The 12,197-nt window shown below is 68.7% G+C and carries 14 protein-coding genes; 7 read left to right on the forward strand and 7 right to left on the reverse strand.

Annotation, left to right across the window (positions count from 1 at the left end; all coding sequences use genetic code 11):
• Positions 1-224 precede the first annotated feature (224 nt).
• Positions 225-560, forward strand: a complete 336-nt coding sequence (locus AC3EO4_RS48530; protein WP_431902820.1) for a hypothetical protein — start codon at positions 225-227, stop codon at positions 558-560.
• A gap of 308 nt (positions 561-868) precedes the next feature.
• Here the strand turns inward: AC3EO4_RS48530 and AC3EO4_RS48535 are convergent, their stop codons facing one another.
• Positions 869-1,897 carry a saccharopine dehydrogenase family protein gene (locus AC3EO4_RS48535; protein ID WP_431902821.1) on the reverse strand — a complete coding sequence of 343 codons (1,029 nt, stop codon included), beginning with the start codon at positions 1,895-1,897 and terminating at the stop codon, positions 869-871.
• Positions 1,898-2,073: 176 nt separating this feature from the next.
• Positions 2,074-2,667 (reverse strand): TetR/AcrR family transcriptional regulator, encoded by a 594-nt coding sequence (locus tag AC3EO4_RS48540; protein ID WP_431902822.1) that lies wholly within the window; start codon positions 2,665-2,667, stop codon positions 2,074-2,076.
• Positions 2,668-2,853: 186 nt separating this feature from the next.
• Here AC3EO4_RS48540 and AC3EO4_RS48545 point away from each other — a divergent pair, with 186 nt between their 5' ends.
• From AC3EO4_RS48545 to AC3EO4_RS48570, 6 genes are all read left to right on the forward strand, one after another.
• On the forward strand, positions 2,854-3,210 hold the full coding sequence (locus AC3EO4_RS48545; RefSeq protein WP_379573481.1) for a DoxX family protein: 357 nt from the start codon (positions 2,854-2,856) through the stop codon (positions 3,208-3,210).
• A gap of 226 nt (positions 3,211-3,436) precedes the next feature.
• A complete protein-coding gene (locus AC3EO4_RS48550; protein WP_431902824.1) occupies positions 3,437-4,153 on the forward strand; it encodes a sigma-70 family RNA polymerase sigma factor in 717 nt (238 codons plus the stop codon).
• Entirely contained in the window at positions 4,107-4,427 is a 321-nt protein-coding gene (locus AC3EO4_RS48555; RefSeq protein ID WP_431902826.1) for a hypothetical protein, read from the forward strand. The genes AC3EO4_RS48550 and AC3EO4_RS48555 overlap by 47 nt, the downstream gene beginning before the upstream one ends.
• A 754-nt stretch (positions 4,428-5,181) precedes the next feature.
• Positions 5,182-5,700, forward strand: coding sequence for an SET domain-containing protein (locus AC3EO4_RS48560; protein ID WP_431902828.1), 519 nt, complete (start codon positions 5,182-5,184; stop codon positions 5,698-5,700).
• A 276-nt stretch (positions 5,701-5,976) separates the two neighbouring features.
• On the forward strand, positions 5,977-7,302 hold the full coding sequence (locus AC3EO4_RS48565; RefSeq protein ID WP_431902829.1) for a serine/threonine-protein kinase: 1,326 nt from the start codon (positions 5,977-5,979) through the stop codon (positions 7,300-7,302).
• A gap of 187 nt (positions 7,303-7,489) precedes the next feature.
• Complete coding sequence (locus tag AC3EO4_RS48570; protein WP_431902831.1) at positions 7,490-8,002, forward strand: hypothetical protein; 513 nt, start codon at positions 7,490-7,492, stop codon at positions 8,000-8,002.
• A gap of 224 nt (positions 8,003-8,226) precedes the next feature.
• Here AC3EO4_RS48570 and AC3EO4_RS48575 read toward each other — a convergent pair whose 3' ends face one another.
• From AC3EO4_RS48575 to AC3EO4_RS48595, 5 genes are all read right to left on the reverse strand, one after another.
• Positions 8,227-8,775: a YwqG family protein gene (locus tag AC3EO4_RS48575; RefSeq protein WP_431902833.1), complete on the reverse strand. Its 549-nt coding sequence runs from the start codon at positions 8,773-8,775 to the stop codon at positions 8,227-8,229.
• A 90-nt stretch (positions 8,776-8,865) separates the two neighbouring features.
• Entirely contained in the window at positions 8,866-9,639 is a 774-nt protein-coding gene (locus tag AC3EO4_RS48580; RefSeq protein WP_431902834.1) for a hypothetical protein, read from the reverse strand.
• Positions 9,640-9,752: 113 nt separating this feature from the next.
• A complete protein-coding gene (locus AC3EO4_RS48585; protein ID WP_379572111.1) occupies positions 9,753-9,896 on the reverse strand; it encodes a hypothetical protein in 144 nt (47 codons plus the stop codon).
• 20 nt (positions 9,897-9,916) lie between these two features.
• Entirely contained in the window at positions 9,917-10,732 is an 816-nt protein-coding gene (locus tag AC3EO4_RS48590; RefSeq protein WP_431902836.1) for a nitrilase-related carbon-nitrogen hydrolase, read from the reverse strand.
• A 284-nt stretch (positions 10,733-11,016) separates the two neighbouring features.
• A complete protein-coding gene (locus AC3EO4_RS48595) occupies positions 11,017-11,799 on the reverse strand; it encodes a glycoside hydrolase family 16 protein (protein WP_431902838.1) in 783 nt (260 codons plus the stop codon).
• Between the last annotated feature and the right edge of the window lie 398 nt (positions 11,800-12,197).

Raw genomic sequence — 12,197 nt, forward strand, 5'->3', positions numbered from 1 at the left:
CATCTGGAAGGCGCACGACGGCCAGGCCATCAGGGGCTCGGGCGTCGTCAGGTCCAGCGCGCCCATCGTGGTGCACCCCAGGACCACCCCGCCGGCCGGCCCCTGACGGGCCGGTCGCCGATACGGCCGGCCGCCACCACCACCCGCGCGGATCCCGGTCACCAGCCCCGATCTCGTCACCGAGTGCAAGACATCAGTGATCTTCGAACGAAGGAGTCAGGTACATGTTTTCCAAACTCAGCGCGATGGCCGGCCTGCTCTGCGCCGCACTCCTGCTCACTTCCTGTGGAAGCGGGCTGGGCGCGCTGGAGGGCACATGGAAGGGGGACGCCGACGACTCTCAGGTGACGGTCGAGATCACCGGGGACGGCGCGATCACCAGCAGCGCGGACGGTGGCGCCTGCGAGGGCACCGTCAAACCCGCCGACGACGACTACAAATTCTTCCTGGACTGCGGCTTCGCCAAGAGCAGCGGGACCCTCACCCTGTCCGATGACGAGGAAACGCTCACCGCCGTCTCCGGTGAGGAGGATCCGCTCGTACTCTCCCGCGTCGACTAGGCCTGCAGGGCTCGCAGAGGCGGGGTAAGCCGGAAAAGCTGCACGCTCGCGTTGCAGCCTCCTGCACGCGGCTCTCCGCCATGGCCCGCTCACATGGCCCGCTCAGGCGAAGCGGGCAGCGCGGCGCCGGGCCGTATGCCCCAGCATCGCGGAGCAGAGCAGCACCAGCGCCGCGCGCAGGGATGAGCCGTGGTGGGTATGAGCCCACTCACGGCGCAACCCGCTTGTCGCCTCCCGCAGGGTTGAGACGGCCCTCTCGGTCGCAGAGGTGGTCAATGCCGATTCGGCCGTCCGCGTCGGGCGTGCTGCTATGGACGTAGGTCCACGGAAATGTGCGGGGACAGCGCGCGGAGAAAGTCGGTCGCGTCGAAGAGTTCGCCGGCGGAGGCGACACCGACCGTCCTGGTCCGTCCCGTGAGGATGCGGTCAACCGCTTCCACGACGAGCGGCGCGGTGATGGCGTAGATGTCCTGGCCCGTCGCCACAGCGCGCCGTTCGGTGCCGCCGGAACGCACGACGACGTCGACGAGGAAGGTCTGCGCCGACCGCCCCAGCTCGTCGGCCGGGGCCGGCGTCGGTGTGTCAGGGGCCAGGACGTCCCTGGCCGCCTCGACCGTCATGTAGGTGCGCACTTCGGGGATGGACAGGTGGCTGGGGACGGTGACGACGTCGGCCATCGTGAACTCTCCGATGACGGCCCGGGGCCCCATCGGGGCGGGGAAGGGCCATTCCATGGTCGGCGGGTCGTCATGGCGGTACTCCAGCTGCCCGTTGGCGTAGCGGACGCGCCGGCCGTCCCGTCGCTGCCGGGAGATCACGCCTGCGGCGCGCGTGCCGGCGGTGGGGTGCCAACCGTTCAGCCCGTACGCGATGTGCGCCTCGTCGGCCGCCGTCCAGTCGCCCATCGCGGCGGTGGTCAGCAGGTCGCCGAGGCCGCCGTAGAAGGCCATCGCGGGGACGATCACCGCTCCCGCGGCGCGGGCGCGGTCGGCGAAGTGTGTGAACGTATCGACGTTGGCCTCGATCTCGGCCGCCACATCCAGATACGGGATCCCGGCGCGTAGTGCCGCCTCGATCACGGGGGCGGCCGTCGTGGCGAAGGGGCCGGCGCAGTTGATCACGGCTGCCGCGCCGGCCAGTGCGCGGTCGAGCGCGTCCGGGTCATCGACCGACGCCGGACGGGCCTCCAGCCCGGATTCGTACGCCAGTTCCTGCAGCTTGTCGGCGTCGCGCCCGGACAGGACCGGAACGAACCCGCGATCCCGCAGCTGCGCCACCACGAAAAGCCCGGTGTGCCCGTACGCGCCGAACACCGTCACCATTTGCTCTGATCCCATGGGTTATCTCCTGTGCTCACATGATCAGCTGTGGTCTGTTGTGACCGTCCTGACAAGGACCGGCACCCGGCGCGAGTGTCCGAAACGCGATGGTCCATACAATTAGCGACATGCACGCTGTCGCGCAATGAAGCGCCCCGAGTGTGGTGGCGGCTCCGGGGTGCCCGTACGAGAGGTCATGGTGTTGACCCAGGCGGGCTGAACGCGCGTAGGGCGTGTGCGACGAGCGTGTGGAGTTGCTCGGCGTCGGGCATGCCGAGGTGGAAGACGAGTCGGTGGTAGATAGGCCCGTAGAACAGGTCCAGGGCGACGTCCAGGTCGGCATCGGGAGCTAGTTGCCCATCGAGTTGGGCCTTGCGCATACGTTCGTTGAACGCGGTGATGCGTGGCCTGATGACCCGTTCCCGCAGGTCGTGCGCCAATTCGTCGTCGTGGAGGGCTTCGGCGATAAGCCCGGTGATGGCGGAGTTGTTCGGCGGGCTGAGCAACTGGATGACGGCAGACAGCTGGGCGTGCAGGTCGGCGGCAAGGTGGCCGGTGTCTACGTGGTCGGCGACCAGGTTCGCCGCGTCGTCGACGGCCTCCAAGACGACAGCCCCCTTGGAAGACCACCACCGGTAGATCGTCTTCTTGCTGACACCGGCGCGGGCGGCGATCGCCTCGATCGTCAGCCGGCCGTAACCAAGCTCGGCACATAGTTGCAGCGCCGCATCCAGGATGGCCCGGCGGCTGGTCTCGCGGCGGCGTAGCGGGTTCGGCGATGTAGGCATGGCCCGACTGTAACAGGAAACGACACGTAGCGTGTTGACAGCGTGCTTTGGCGACACATAGCGTGTCGCCATCGCAGCTACACGACACGTGTCGTATCGCCTCCCGAAGGCGGGGCCTTTACCGGCGGACCCGGAGCAGGGTCGCTCCATTGCAAGCCGGGCGCCAACCCCAGAAAGGGAACGTTCATGTTCATCGCCTATGCCACGGTCACCATCCTCGCCGCGACCATCAGCGGCATCGCCGGGGTCATGTACCTGATCCGCCACGACTACCCCATGGCGCAGATGAAGGTGAAGCGCCTGCCGCAGTCATGGGGACCAATGCTGGGCTTGATGCTGGTGGGGGGTTCGCTGGGGCTGCTGGCCGGGTTCGGCGTGCCGCTGCTGGGCATCCTGGCTGCCGCCGGCCTCGTGCTGTATTTCGTCGGCGCGCTCATCGCCCACCTGCGAGTGGGCTCCCGCAACCTCGCCAACTGGGCCTTCTTCCTCGTCACCATGGTGGCCGCCCTGGCCGTGAACCTGGGCTACCACAACCCCTGGTGATTCAAGAGACCGAAGGAACTCCCAGAACCCGGCTGGCCGGCCGGCTGATCAGCACTCGGCATCCAAGGTGGAGAGCGGCGCTGTCTTCACTCCCATCGCATGCTCATGAGCGTGGCCGGCGCAGTTGCCACCAGCCCCCTGGCGGCCAACGAAAGGGGACCCGGTGCGAACGCGCGCTCGCATGCCTTCGGCAAGCAGGACGGGCCGCGCAGAAGGAAGACGAAATATGAACGGGTACGCCACCGAGGCGACCGAGGTGTTTGTCGCGCACCGCAATCTGTTATTCGCCGTCGCCTACGAAATGCTCGGCTCGGCGGCCGACGCCGAAGACGTCCTGCAGGAAGCCTGGCTGCGGTGGGCCAAGGTCGACCTGAGGCAGGTGTCCGACCAACGCGCCTACCTGGTCCGGATCACCACCCGGCGCTCGCTCGACCGGCTGCGCGCCGTGAAACGCCGCAAGGAGGACTACGTCGGCCCCTGGCTGCCCGAGCCGCTGCTCACCACGCCGGACGTGGCCGAAGGCGCCGAACTGGTCGAGAGCGTGTCGATGGCGCTGATGCTCGTCCTGGAGACCCTGCCACCGACCGAACGCGCCGTCTTCGTACTACGCGAGGCCTTCGACGTCAGCTACAACGAGATCGCGGCCGCCGTCGGCAAGAGCCCCGCCGCCGTCCGCCAGATCGCGCACCGCGCCCGCCGGCGCGTCGACGCCCGCCGCCCACGCGAAGCGGTCTCCCCGCACCAGGCCAGGGCGGCTTTGCAGTCGTTCCAGCGCGCGCTCGAAACCAGGGACCTGCAGGGCCTGCTTGACGTGCTCGCCCTCGAGGTCGTCCTGGTCGGCGGCGGCGTCAAACAGGCCGCGCCACGGCCTCATCGGCGCCGACAGGGTGGCCCGCATGATCGTCGGCGGCTTCGGCAAGGCCCAAGTCACGCTCGCCGGTGACCCCACCGTGGTCAACGGCAACCCGGCAGTGCTCCTGCGCGTGGACGGCCGCCTCGGTCGAGCAGCGAAGACCTCGCGCTCCAAGGGCGGCGCGCTTGTCGTCAAGGGAGGCGTCGACGTAGATGGTCATGATCACTTAACCCCTCGGCCGTTTTGGGAGACCAGGTCTGCGGGGACGGGTTACACGCACGAGGTCACGGTAGGGCTCCGGCAGCCGTTGGGTCGCCGGAGACTGCTCAACTCACAGGGACAGCAGGTCGTGATCACCTCATGACCGTGCGGCGGAGACCCTGACCGTATGGCCGGAGACGGTGAAGGCCACACGGCGGTCGCGATGGGCGCGATCGGGTGCCGGGTCCTCCGGCGTCGGGTAGTGCCGCTGGGCGCGGTGGGATTCGTGACGACAACGCTGACGGCAACGTCGGCCACCAGTCTCAGCTCTGGAGCACCATGGGCGATCGCCAGGCTCCTGGTCCCGGACTCTTGGCGGGCGTGGTAATCGTCCTGTGAGCCGTACAGACAACACGATGCCGTTGCGCATTCAGCGGCAAGATGGGCGGACCTTCCTGCGCGATGTGGGCGGCTCCGCACTACTGATCATGACGAAGCGCCCCGGGACGACCTGGAGCGCTTCATGGCGGTGGGTGACTATCCCAGGGCATCGCCGAGCTTGCCATGAGCCTTGCGCTTCCTGTCGAGGGAGGTGTGAGCGTAGATCGTCATGGTGGCCTCGATGCCAGAGTGCCCGACGATCTCCCGGACGATGTGATTCGACTACGTTCGCGTCCTCCGAGGTCGGATCAGATGGAAGCACACTCGATAGCGGGAAGGGCGGGAGCAAGGTCAAGATTGTTTTGGGCTGACGTGTCCAGCATCAACCGAGGCAGAACCTCCAGCCCGGCTGCCTGGATCCACGACGTGGTGGAGCGTGCCGTCCCAAGACATGCCTGATGAATGATCCAAGGAGCATGGGGAGCTCGCGGAGGTTGACGGCCTTCGCCGTGATAGGCGCTCAGGAGGACTGCCGCATGACCACGAACCGCTATCCGACCGAGTGCTGGCTCACGCCGAGCGCGGAAGTCCGTCCCTCACAGATCGAAGGTCTCGGGCTCTTCGCTACAGCGGAGATCGGGCTGGGCGACGTCGTCATGCGACTTGGAGGACAAGTCATCGACGATGCGACTCTGGCCAGGCTGGCACCGCCCTACAGCAGCCTGACTGTCGAGGATGGCGTGCACCTCCTCATTGATCCCGGCCACCCGGTTCGCTATGGCAACCACTCCTGCGATCCCAATCTCTGGCATGACGGCTCCACCACCGTCGTTGCGCGCAGGCCCGTCATGCCCGGCGAGGAACTCTCCCTCGACTACGCCACCCACAGTGGGGTGGACACATGGGCCATGCAGTGTCGATGCTCGAGTGTTCACTGTCGGGGCACGATCACCGGCGCTGACTGGCGACTTGCTGCGCTTCAGAGCGCCTACGGCAGCCACTGGGTGATGCCGCTCCTACGTCGCATCCGCGCCCGGCAAGCAGACGCACTCTGAGCACCCACCGGCAACGGCATCCGTCGAACATTTTCTGGGACTGATGCGTCCAGTCTGTCCCAGGACCTGGCGGTGATGGTGGGCACCGCCGGAAGGTACGCCGCCGGAGGCCGGAGCCGTCCGCAAGGTCGTACCGCGGTCATCGGCGATGACGACGTCTGGGGCGGGCACACGCGGCTTGTTTGTGCGGTTACCCTTTCTTGATCACTAATGCAGACAGCCCGGCGTCACGCTGATACGTTTTTCCTGTCTGTTGATCCGCCTCTGGGGGCCAGCGTGAACCAACCGTTAGTGGAGGACGATCCGCAGCGGCTGGGTCCATACGACATCGTCGGCCGCCTCGGGCAGGGCGGCCAGGGCGTGGTCTACCTGGGGCGGACGGAATCCGGCGAGCAAGTCGCCGTCAAGCTCTTACATCCTGGCCTGCTGACCGACACTGACGCGAGGAGTAGGTTCCTTCGCGAGGTGGAGATCGCCCGGCGGGTGGCCAGGTTCTCCACCGCCCCCGTGCTGAACGCCGACCTCGCCGGCCAACGGCCGTACATCGTCAGCGAGTACGTGCCAGGACCCTCGCTGCACACCCTCGTCACCTTGGAGGGGCCGCGGCGCGGCGCCGCGCTCGACCGGTTGGCGATCAGCACCGCCACCGCGCTGGCCGCCATCCACCGTGCCGGGGTCCTGCACCGGGACTTCAAGCCCGCCAACATCCTGATGGGGCCGGAAGGCCCCGTTGTGATCGACTTCGGCATCGCCCGTGCTCTGGACGCGCCGGGCACCGCCTCGACCGGATCGCTGATGGGGACGCCGTCGTACCTCGCGCCGGAGCACATCGCCGGGGCGCCGGCGACGGAGGCGGCCGACATCTTCGCATGGGGCGTGACCATGGTGTTCGCCGCCTCGGGCCAGCCCCCGTTCGGCGCGGACTCCACCCCGGCGGTGATCCACCGCATCCTCCACAAGAAGCCGGAGATCTCCGGGCTGGACGGAATGCTGCTCGAACTCGTCACCGCCAGCCTGTCCAAGGATCCGGCCAAGCGGCCGAGCGCCGATGGCCTGGCCGCCAGGCTGACCACGCACCACGTGCGTCCCGCCAGGCGCGGGCGTCGCCGTACGGTGATCCTGACGGTCGCCGGCTGCGCGGTGGCGGCGCTGGCCGTCGCGGGCGGTCTGCTGATGAACGCGGGCGGGCACCCGGTGGGGTCGCCCGCCCAGGGGAACTCGACGTTTCAGCCGACGGTGCAACCCACCACGTCCCCCGCCGCCGTGCCGTCACAGACCAAAGAAGCGGAACGGCTGACGACACCCCCGGCGTCCAGGTGGACGATACCCACGCAGGCGATGCCCAAGCAGACGCCCCGCCGCAGGACGTCGGCGCCGACCACCAAGCAGGCCCACACCGAGAGCCTCGCGAACACGCCGACAGGCGACGAATCCAGGAAGGGCTCGACCCCCGACCCGACCTCGGGGACCACCCCGGAACCAGCCCCCGCGACCACCAGTGCCGCACCTCCTACGTTTGGCACGCCCCCTACGTTTGGCCCACCCCCTCCTTTTTGGACCCCGCCAGAGAATTCCTTCACCTGCATTCCCTCAATGTGCTGACACCGTCTGGGCTTCCCGGGCGGTGGGAACAGGGCGGGTTTTCCATACGGCAGGTGCGCGCGAGGAGTTCCCTGGTTTCTCAGGCCGAGGAGTTGAGGTGACAGCGGTGTGACACAGGCGGACCTCGTGGACGGCCAGGAGGATCTTGTGATGAGGGGAAACCGTCGCTGGCGCTAATGTGTGGATCATGAAGCGTGCGATCGTCGCGGTGCTCGCTGTCGGCTGCGTCGCGGGTGGTGTCGTCGCCGTATATGCCGCAGGCGTCGGGTCTCTCATCGGAGACCGTCTCGTCTCGCTGATGCTCCCCACGTCGTTCTTTCCCTACACGTGCACCGACGACGACAAGCGCTTCGCCTCCTCCATGGCAACGCTCGGCATCCTCGATACGCACCCGGTCGATGCGAAGCCTTACGACGGGCGCGATGGGGGATGCGATGACGACGATCAACTTGCGTACGCCGGGCAGTCCTACCGCCTTTCGGGCTCGCGCGCCGATGCGGTGTCCTTCTACCGCAAGGCTGTGACCAAGGACGGCTGGAAGCCGGCACCAGCGGAAATGGGGGAGGACTGCCTCGTCAAGACCGTCGATGGCCGGAAGGTGTACCTCTCGCTGGGGTTCTCGGACAGGCCGGTAGAGAAGCACCCCAACGACTACTACGTGCAGGTCAGCTCTGCCGCCGGCGGAGGCGGCCTGTGCTGATGCCCGAATGGCGTTTGCTCGGTGTCGACCCCGGCTGGAGCGCGGCAGGGAGTCCACCGGCGCCCCGTCTCTCGGGTGGTTCCTGCTGAAGCCGCCCGGCGGTCCGCGTCGTGCGCCGCGCCGAGCGCTCGCAGCAGCTTCGTGGCGAGGTTCGCGGTCTCCTCGACCGACAGCGGTCCGTCCGCGTCGAGATGCTCCTGCAGCGAGCGGCCGTCGATCAACCCTCAGCAGCATTGCCAGAGGAATCGGCCCTCCTTGCCGTCCGGTGAGACGAAGGCCCAACCGGCTCCGGCGTCCCCGAAGTTGACGAAGAACGGCAGCTCTTCTGTCAGCTGGACCACCAGTTCCCAGCCCTCTCCCGGATGCTCGTCGTCCTGCACCCATTCCGGCTCGGTGTCAGGTCCGCCGAGAAAGAGTGACGAGTGCCTCTCCGCCGTACGCGGCAGGTGGTCTTCACCTGCCGACGGCCCCTCCGCCTGCGCCCGCACGGTCACGAAGTCCGGGATGCGACCGCTCGGCTGGATCACGAGAGCGTTGTCGCCGCGCTCGGGATGCCAGGTCCACCCGTCACCTTCTCCCGTCATGAACAGATAGGCGAGGCGGCCTCCGTCGAGTGCGAACTGGCCCAAGAACTCCATGGGTTCACCGGTCGTACGCGAAACCGGCCACTGCGGCTCCTCCAACCACACCGGCTGCCCACCGACCTTGGTCACCGGCTCGCGAACGGGACCGTCGGCGGCGACGAACTCGAGCGGGACGCCAGGCTGGGGCACGGCTACTCCTTGCGGTTGTACGGCAGGCGAAGCAGGACCCGCCGGATACTAGCCGCCCTCACCGACGTTCTCTTGGCGCCGGCGGTCCGATCACGCGGTCTGGGTACGGCGGCGCGTGACGTACCGGGCGATCGCCAGTCCGGCGCCGAGCAGGGCGCCTGTCCAGACGAGAATCTGAGCCCACACCATCGCCGAGGTCACCGCGAGGCTCGGGCCTGGCGGCAGGACGACCATCTGCGCGGCGGCGCCTACGGGTACGGTCAGCCCCGCGAGCAGCCCGATCACCCCCGGGCGGCGGGTGGAGGCGCCCACCACGCCCAGCACCGAGCCGAAGACCACGCTGGCGCCCCACCACAGCAGCGTCTCCGGCCAGAACCAGGACAGCGGCTCATCCCGGAGGAGGGCGTCCATGGCGTAATAGGCGGCGGTGGCCGCCATCAGAGCCACCACTCCTGCCACGCCTGCCCGCACGAGCCCGCCGGCCGGCCTGCCCGCGCCGGTCGGCCTGCCCGCGCCGACCGGCCTGCCCGCGCCGGTCGGCCTGCCCGCGCCGGTCGGCCTGCCCGCGCCGGTCGGCCTGCCCGCGCCGACCGGCCTGCCCGCGCCGGCCGCTCTGCCCACGCCAGCCGGCCTGGCTGCGCCGGCCGGCCAGTCCACGCTCACCAGCCAGCCCACGCCGACCGCGAGCGCCGCCCAGGCCCAGCCGCTGTCCACGAGCAGGCTGAGCACCTTGGCCGCGCCGCCCCACAGCGTGCCGTCGAGCGGCGCGCCCAGCAGGGAGTACGGCGAGGACAACGCGTTGACCAGCGAGGTACCCGCCCCGAAGGCGATGCCGAGCATGGCCGCACTCGATGTCCTGTTCATGGAGGGAGGCTAGCGTTTCGAGGCGCAGGCGCAGGCGCAGGCGCAGGCGCAGGTGCGGGCGGGACGCGGCGTCATGGGTGAGCGCATGGCAGGGCGCCTGCCGTTCGCGGAGCTCAGCGCAGGTCGGCGGCCTCGCAGCGCGGGGCGACGGCGTGCGCGCGAGCAGCGGCCCGCGTGACGAGCCGCGTCCGGGTCCAGCGCGCCATGACGCCGCGGCGTTCCGGTTCCATGACGGCGAGGAGGGCGAGAACGGGCACGTGTGAGGCGTGCCGATGCCTCACGGGGCGGATGCGCTCCGGGCGTTCTCGGGCGCAGGGATGGAAAGCACCCTGTCCTGAAGGACCGGGAGCTCCGCCCGGATCGCCGCGACCACGTCCATGTCGATCTCGGCCGTGAGGACTTCCTCGCCCGCTCCCGCCTCGGCGAGCACCGTGCCCCATGGGTCGACCACCATGCTGCCGCCCGCCTGCTCCATGCCGCCGTGGCTGCCCGCGGCGCAGCACGCAAGGACGACGGCCTGCTCCTCGACCGCGCGGGCGCGCACGAGGATCCGCCACTGCTCGCGGCGCCGGGCCGGCCACGCGGCGGGCACGACCAGGATCTCCGTCCCGGCATCGACCAGCGCACGGAACAGCTCGGGGAACCGCAGGTCGTAGCAGGTGGCGAAGCCGAGCCTGCCGAGCTCGGTGCCGATCGTCACGACCTCTCGCCCCGCGGCCATCCAGACGGCCTCTCCGGTGTCGAAACCGTAGCGGTGGATCTTGCGGTACGTACGGCGCAGCGCGCCGGACCGGTCGAAGAGCAGCGCGGTGTTGTAGAGCGAACCGTCGTCGCTGCGCTCCACCACGGTCCCCGCGTGCAGCCACACGGCCGCGGACCTGGCCGCCGCCGACATGGCCCGCGCCGTCGGGCCGTCGACGGGTTCGGCGCCCGCCTGCCAGTCGTCGTACGCCCAGGCGCCGGTCGTCCAGAGTTCGGGCAGCACCACGAGGTCGTCGCCGGCCCGGCCGCGGACCAGGGCGGCGGCGCGTGCGCGGCGCTCGTCGGCGGATTCGGTGTCCGAGACCAGGAGCTGGATCAGAGAGACACGCACGTGTGGCCCCTTTCGCCGGCCGTCCTGCCGCATCGGGGGATGGTGCCATTCTCGCAGCCCGCCCACCGGGCCGTCACTGCTCGGTGCGCGCCTGCCCTGGTGGGACAGGCGTGATCGCTGCGGGAGATGCAGGCCGAGGGGCAGGTCGGTGACTCCGGGCACTCGCCCAGGACCACGCGACCGAGGCGCCGCCGCCGGAGCTCGAAGCCGGCACCCTGGAGATGCAGGGCCGCCAGGACCGCGCCTCGTCACGGAGGACGAGGCGCGGTCCTGACGGAACGCTCCTACCTCTGCCATGCGCGGACGTAGTCCACCACCATGTGCCCCGCCGACCCCTGCTCTGGAGGCACCTCGGAGTACACGAAGTTGCTCACCATCAGGTTGACCGCCCCCGGAGGCGGGCCGTCCGCGTGGCACACCCTGGTCCCGTCGATGTAGAAGTCCGTCCCCGACTCGCGGAAGTCGGCCCCGTAGACGTGCATGCCCTCGCTCGGATCGAAGTTGGGCTGGTGGATGCACGTGTCGTCGTTGTCCCAGTGCCAGGAGAGATACAGGTTCCGGTGGTTGTCGGAGAAGTACTCGAAGATGTCCGTCTCGGCCCGGTCCCCGTAACCGTGCGCATGCCACGTCCAGAACGACGGCCAGAATCCCCGAGGTGACGGAAGCGTCGCCCTGATCTCGACGTACCCGTGCCGGAAGGTGTAGCCCTCCTGCCCGGTGGAGGTGATCAGGCAGCTGGACCACCCGTACCAGTGTCCTGACTGGGACCGGATGTCGTCGGGCTCGGCTGTGATGGTCAGGGCACCGCCGGCCACGGAGCAGTTGCGGGGCTGGTCGAACTCCAGCTGCTTACTGTCCGGATTGCCGGTGCCGAAGGGCTCGTCGGACCAGTCGGACTCGGCCGTCGAGCGATACTGCCACTTCGACCCGTCGACCTCCGATCCATTGAACTCGTCCCGGAACTTGAGCGTCCATTGGCCACGGGGGCCGACGGGTTGGACGTCTCCGGGGCGCGAAAACGATGCCGGGACCGCGGGCTCAGCCGCGGTCATCGTCAGGGCCGACATCACTACCAAGAGTCGTATCAACCACATGGTTCCCGCCTTTCTCAGGCAATTCATTGATTCACCGCCTAAGAGGGAAACCTGTGTCGACAGTGTTCGGGAGGTCTGTTTGCCGTGTGTACAAGTGCGATCAGGCCTCTTTGGCCTGTAGGTATGGCCCTTTAGTGTCCGATTGGCATCAATGCCCGGCTAGCCCGGACACGTGTCGCCGGCGCCTGTTGGTGAGCGGCTCGGACCCAGGTGTGGCCGAGCTTGCGGCACCTGAGACGGCAGGGCAAGCGCCTGCGGCAATGCCTTCCAGTCCTTTGTCCAAGTACAGGTGTAAGCGCCGGACGACGAAGCGAGCCCGGCCGGTACGGGGATGTCGACGTGGTGGCGGGGGTCCTCTCACGGCTGGTCGC

The sequence above is a fragment of the Nonomuraea sp. bgisy101 genome (genome assembly GCF_057708945.1).

Bases quoted from the DNA above. Each gene is read 5' to 3' on its own strand.
- AC3EO4_RS48560 (WP_431902828.1), top strand. From the start codon at position 5,182: ATGACCACGAACCGCTATCCGACCGAGTGCTGGCTCACGCCGAGCGCG.
- AC3EO4_RS48540 (WP_431902822.1), bottom strand. From the start codon at position 2,667: ATGCCTACATCGCCGAACCCGCTACGCCGCCGCGAGACCAGCCGCCGG.
- AC3EO4_RS48580 (WP_431902834.1), bottom strand. From the start codon at position 9,639: ATGAACAGGACATCGAGTGCGGCCATGCTCGGCATCGCCTTCGGGGCG.
- AC3EO4_RS48570 (WP_431902831.1), top strand. From the start codon at position 7,490: ATGAAGCGTGCGATCGTCGCGGTGCTCGCTGTCGGCTGCGTCGCGGGT.
- AC3EO4_RS48555 (WP_431902826.1), top strand. From the start codon at position 4,107: ATGATCGTCGGCGGCTTCGGCAAGGCCCAAGTCACGCTCGCCGGTGAC.
- AC3EO4_RS48535 (WP_431902821.1), bottom strand. From the start codon at position 1,897: ATGGGATCAGAGCAAATGGTGACGGTGTTCGGCGCGTACGGGCACACC.
- AC3EO4_RS48550 (WP_431902824.1), top strand. From the start codon at position 3,437: ATGAACGGGTACGCCACCGAGGCGACCGAGGTGTTTGTCGCGCACCGC.
- AC3EO4_RS48545 (WP_379573481.1), top strand. From the start codon at position 2,854: ATGTTCATCGCCTATGCCACGGTCACCATCCTCGCCGCGACCATCAGC.
- AC3EO4_RS48530 (WP_431902820.1), top strand. From the start codon at position 225: ATGTTTTCCAAACTCAGCGCGATGGCCGGCCTGCTCTGCGCCGCACTC.
- AC3EO4_RS48595 (WP_431902838.1), bottom strand. From the start codon at position 11,799: ATGTCGGCCCTGACGATGACCGCGGCTGAGCCCGCGGTCCCGGCATCG.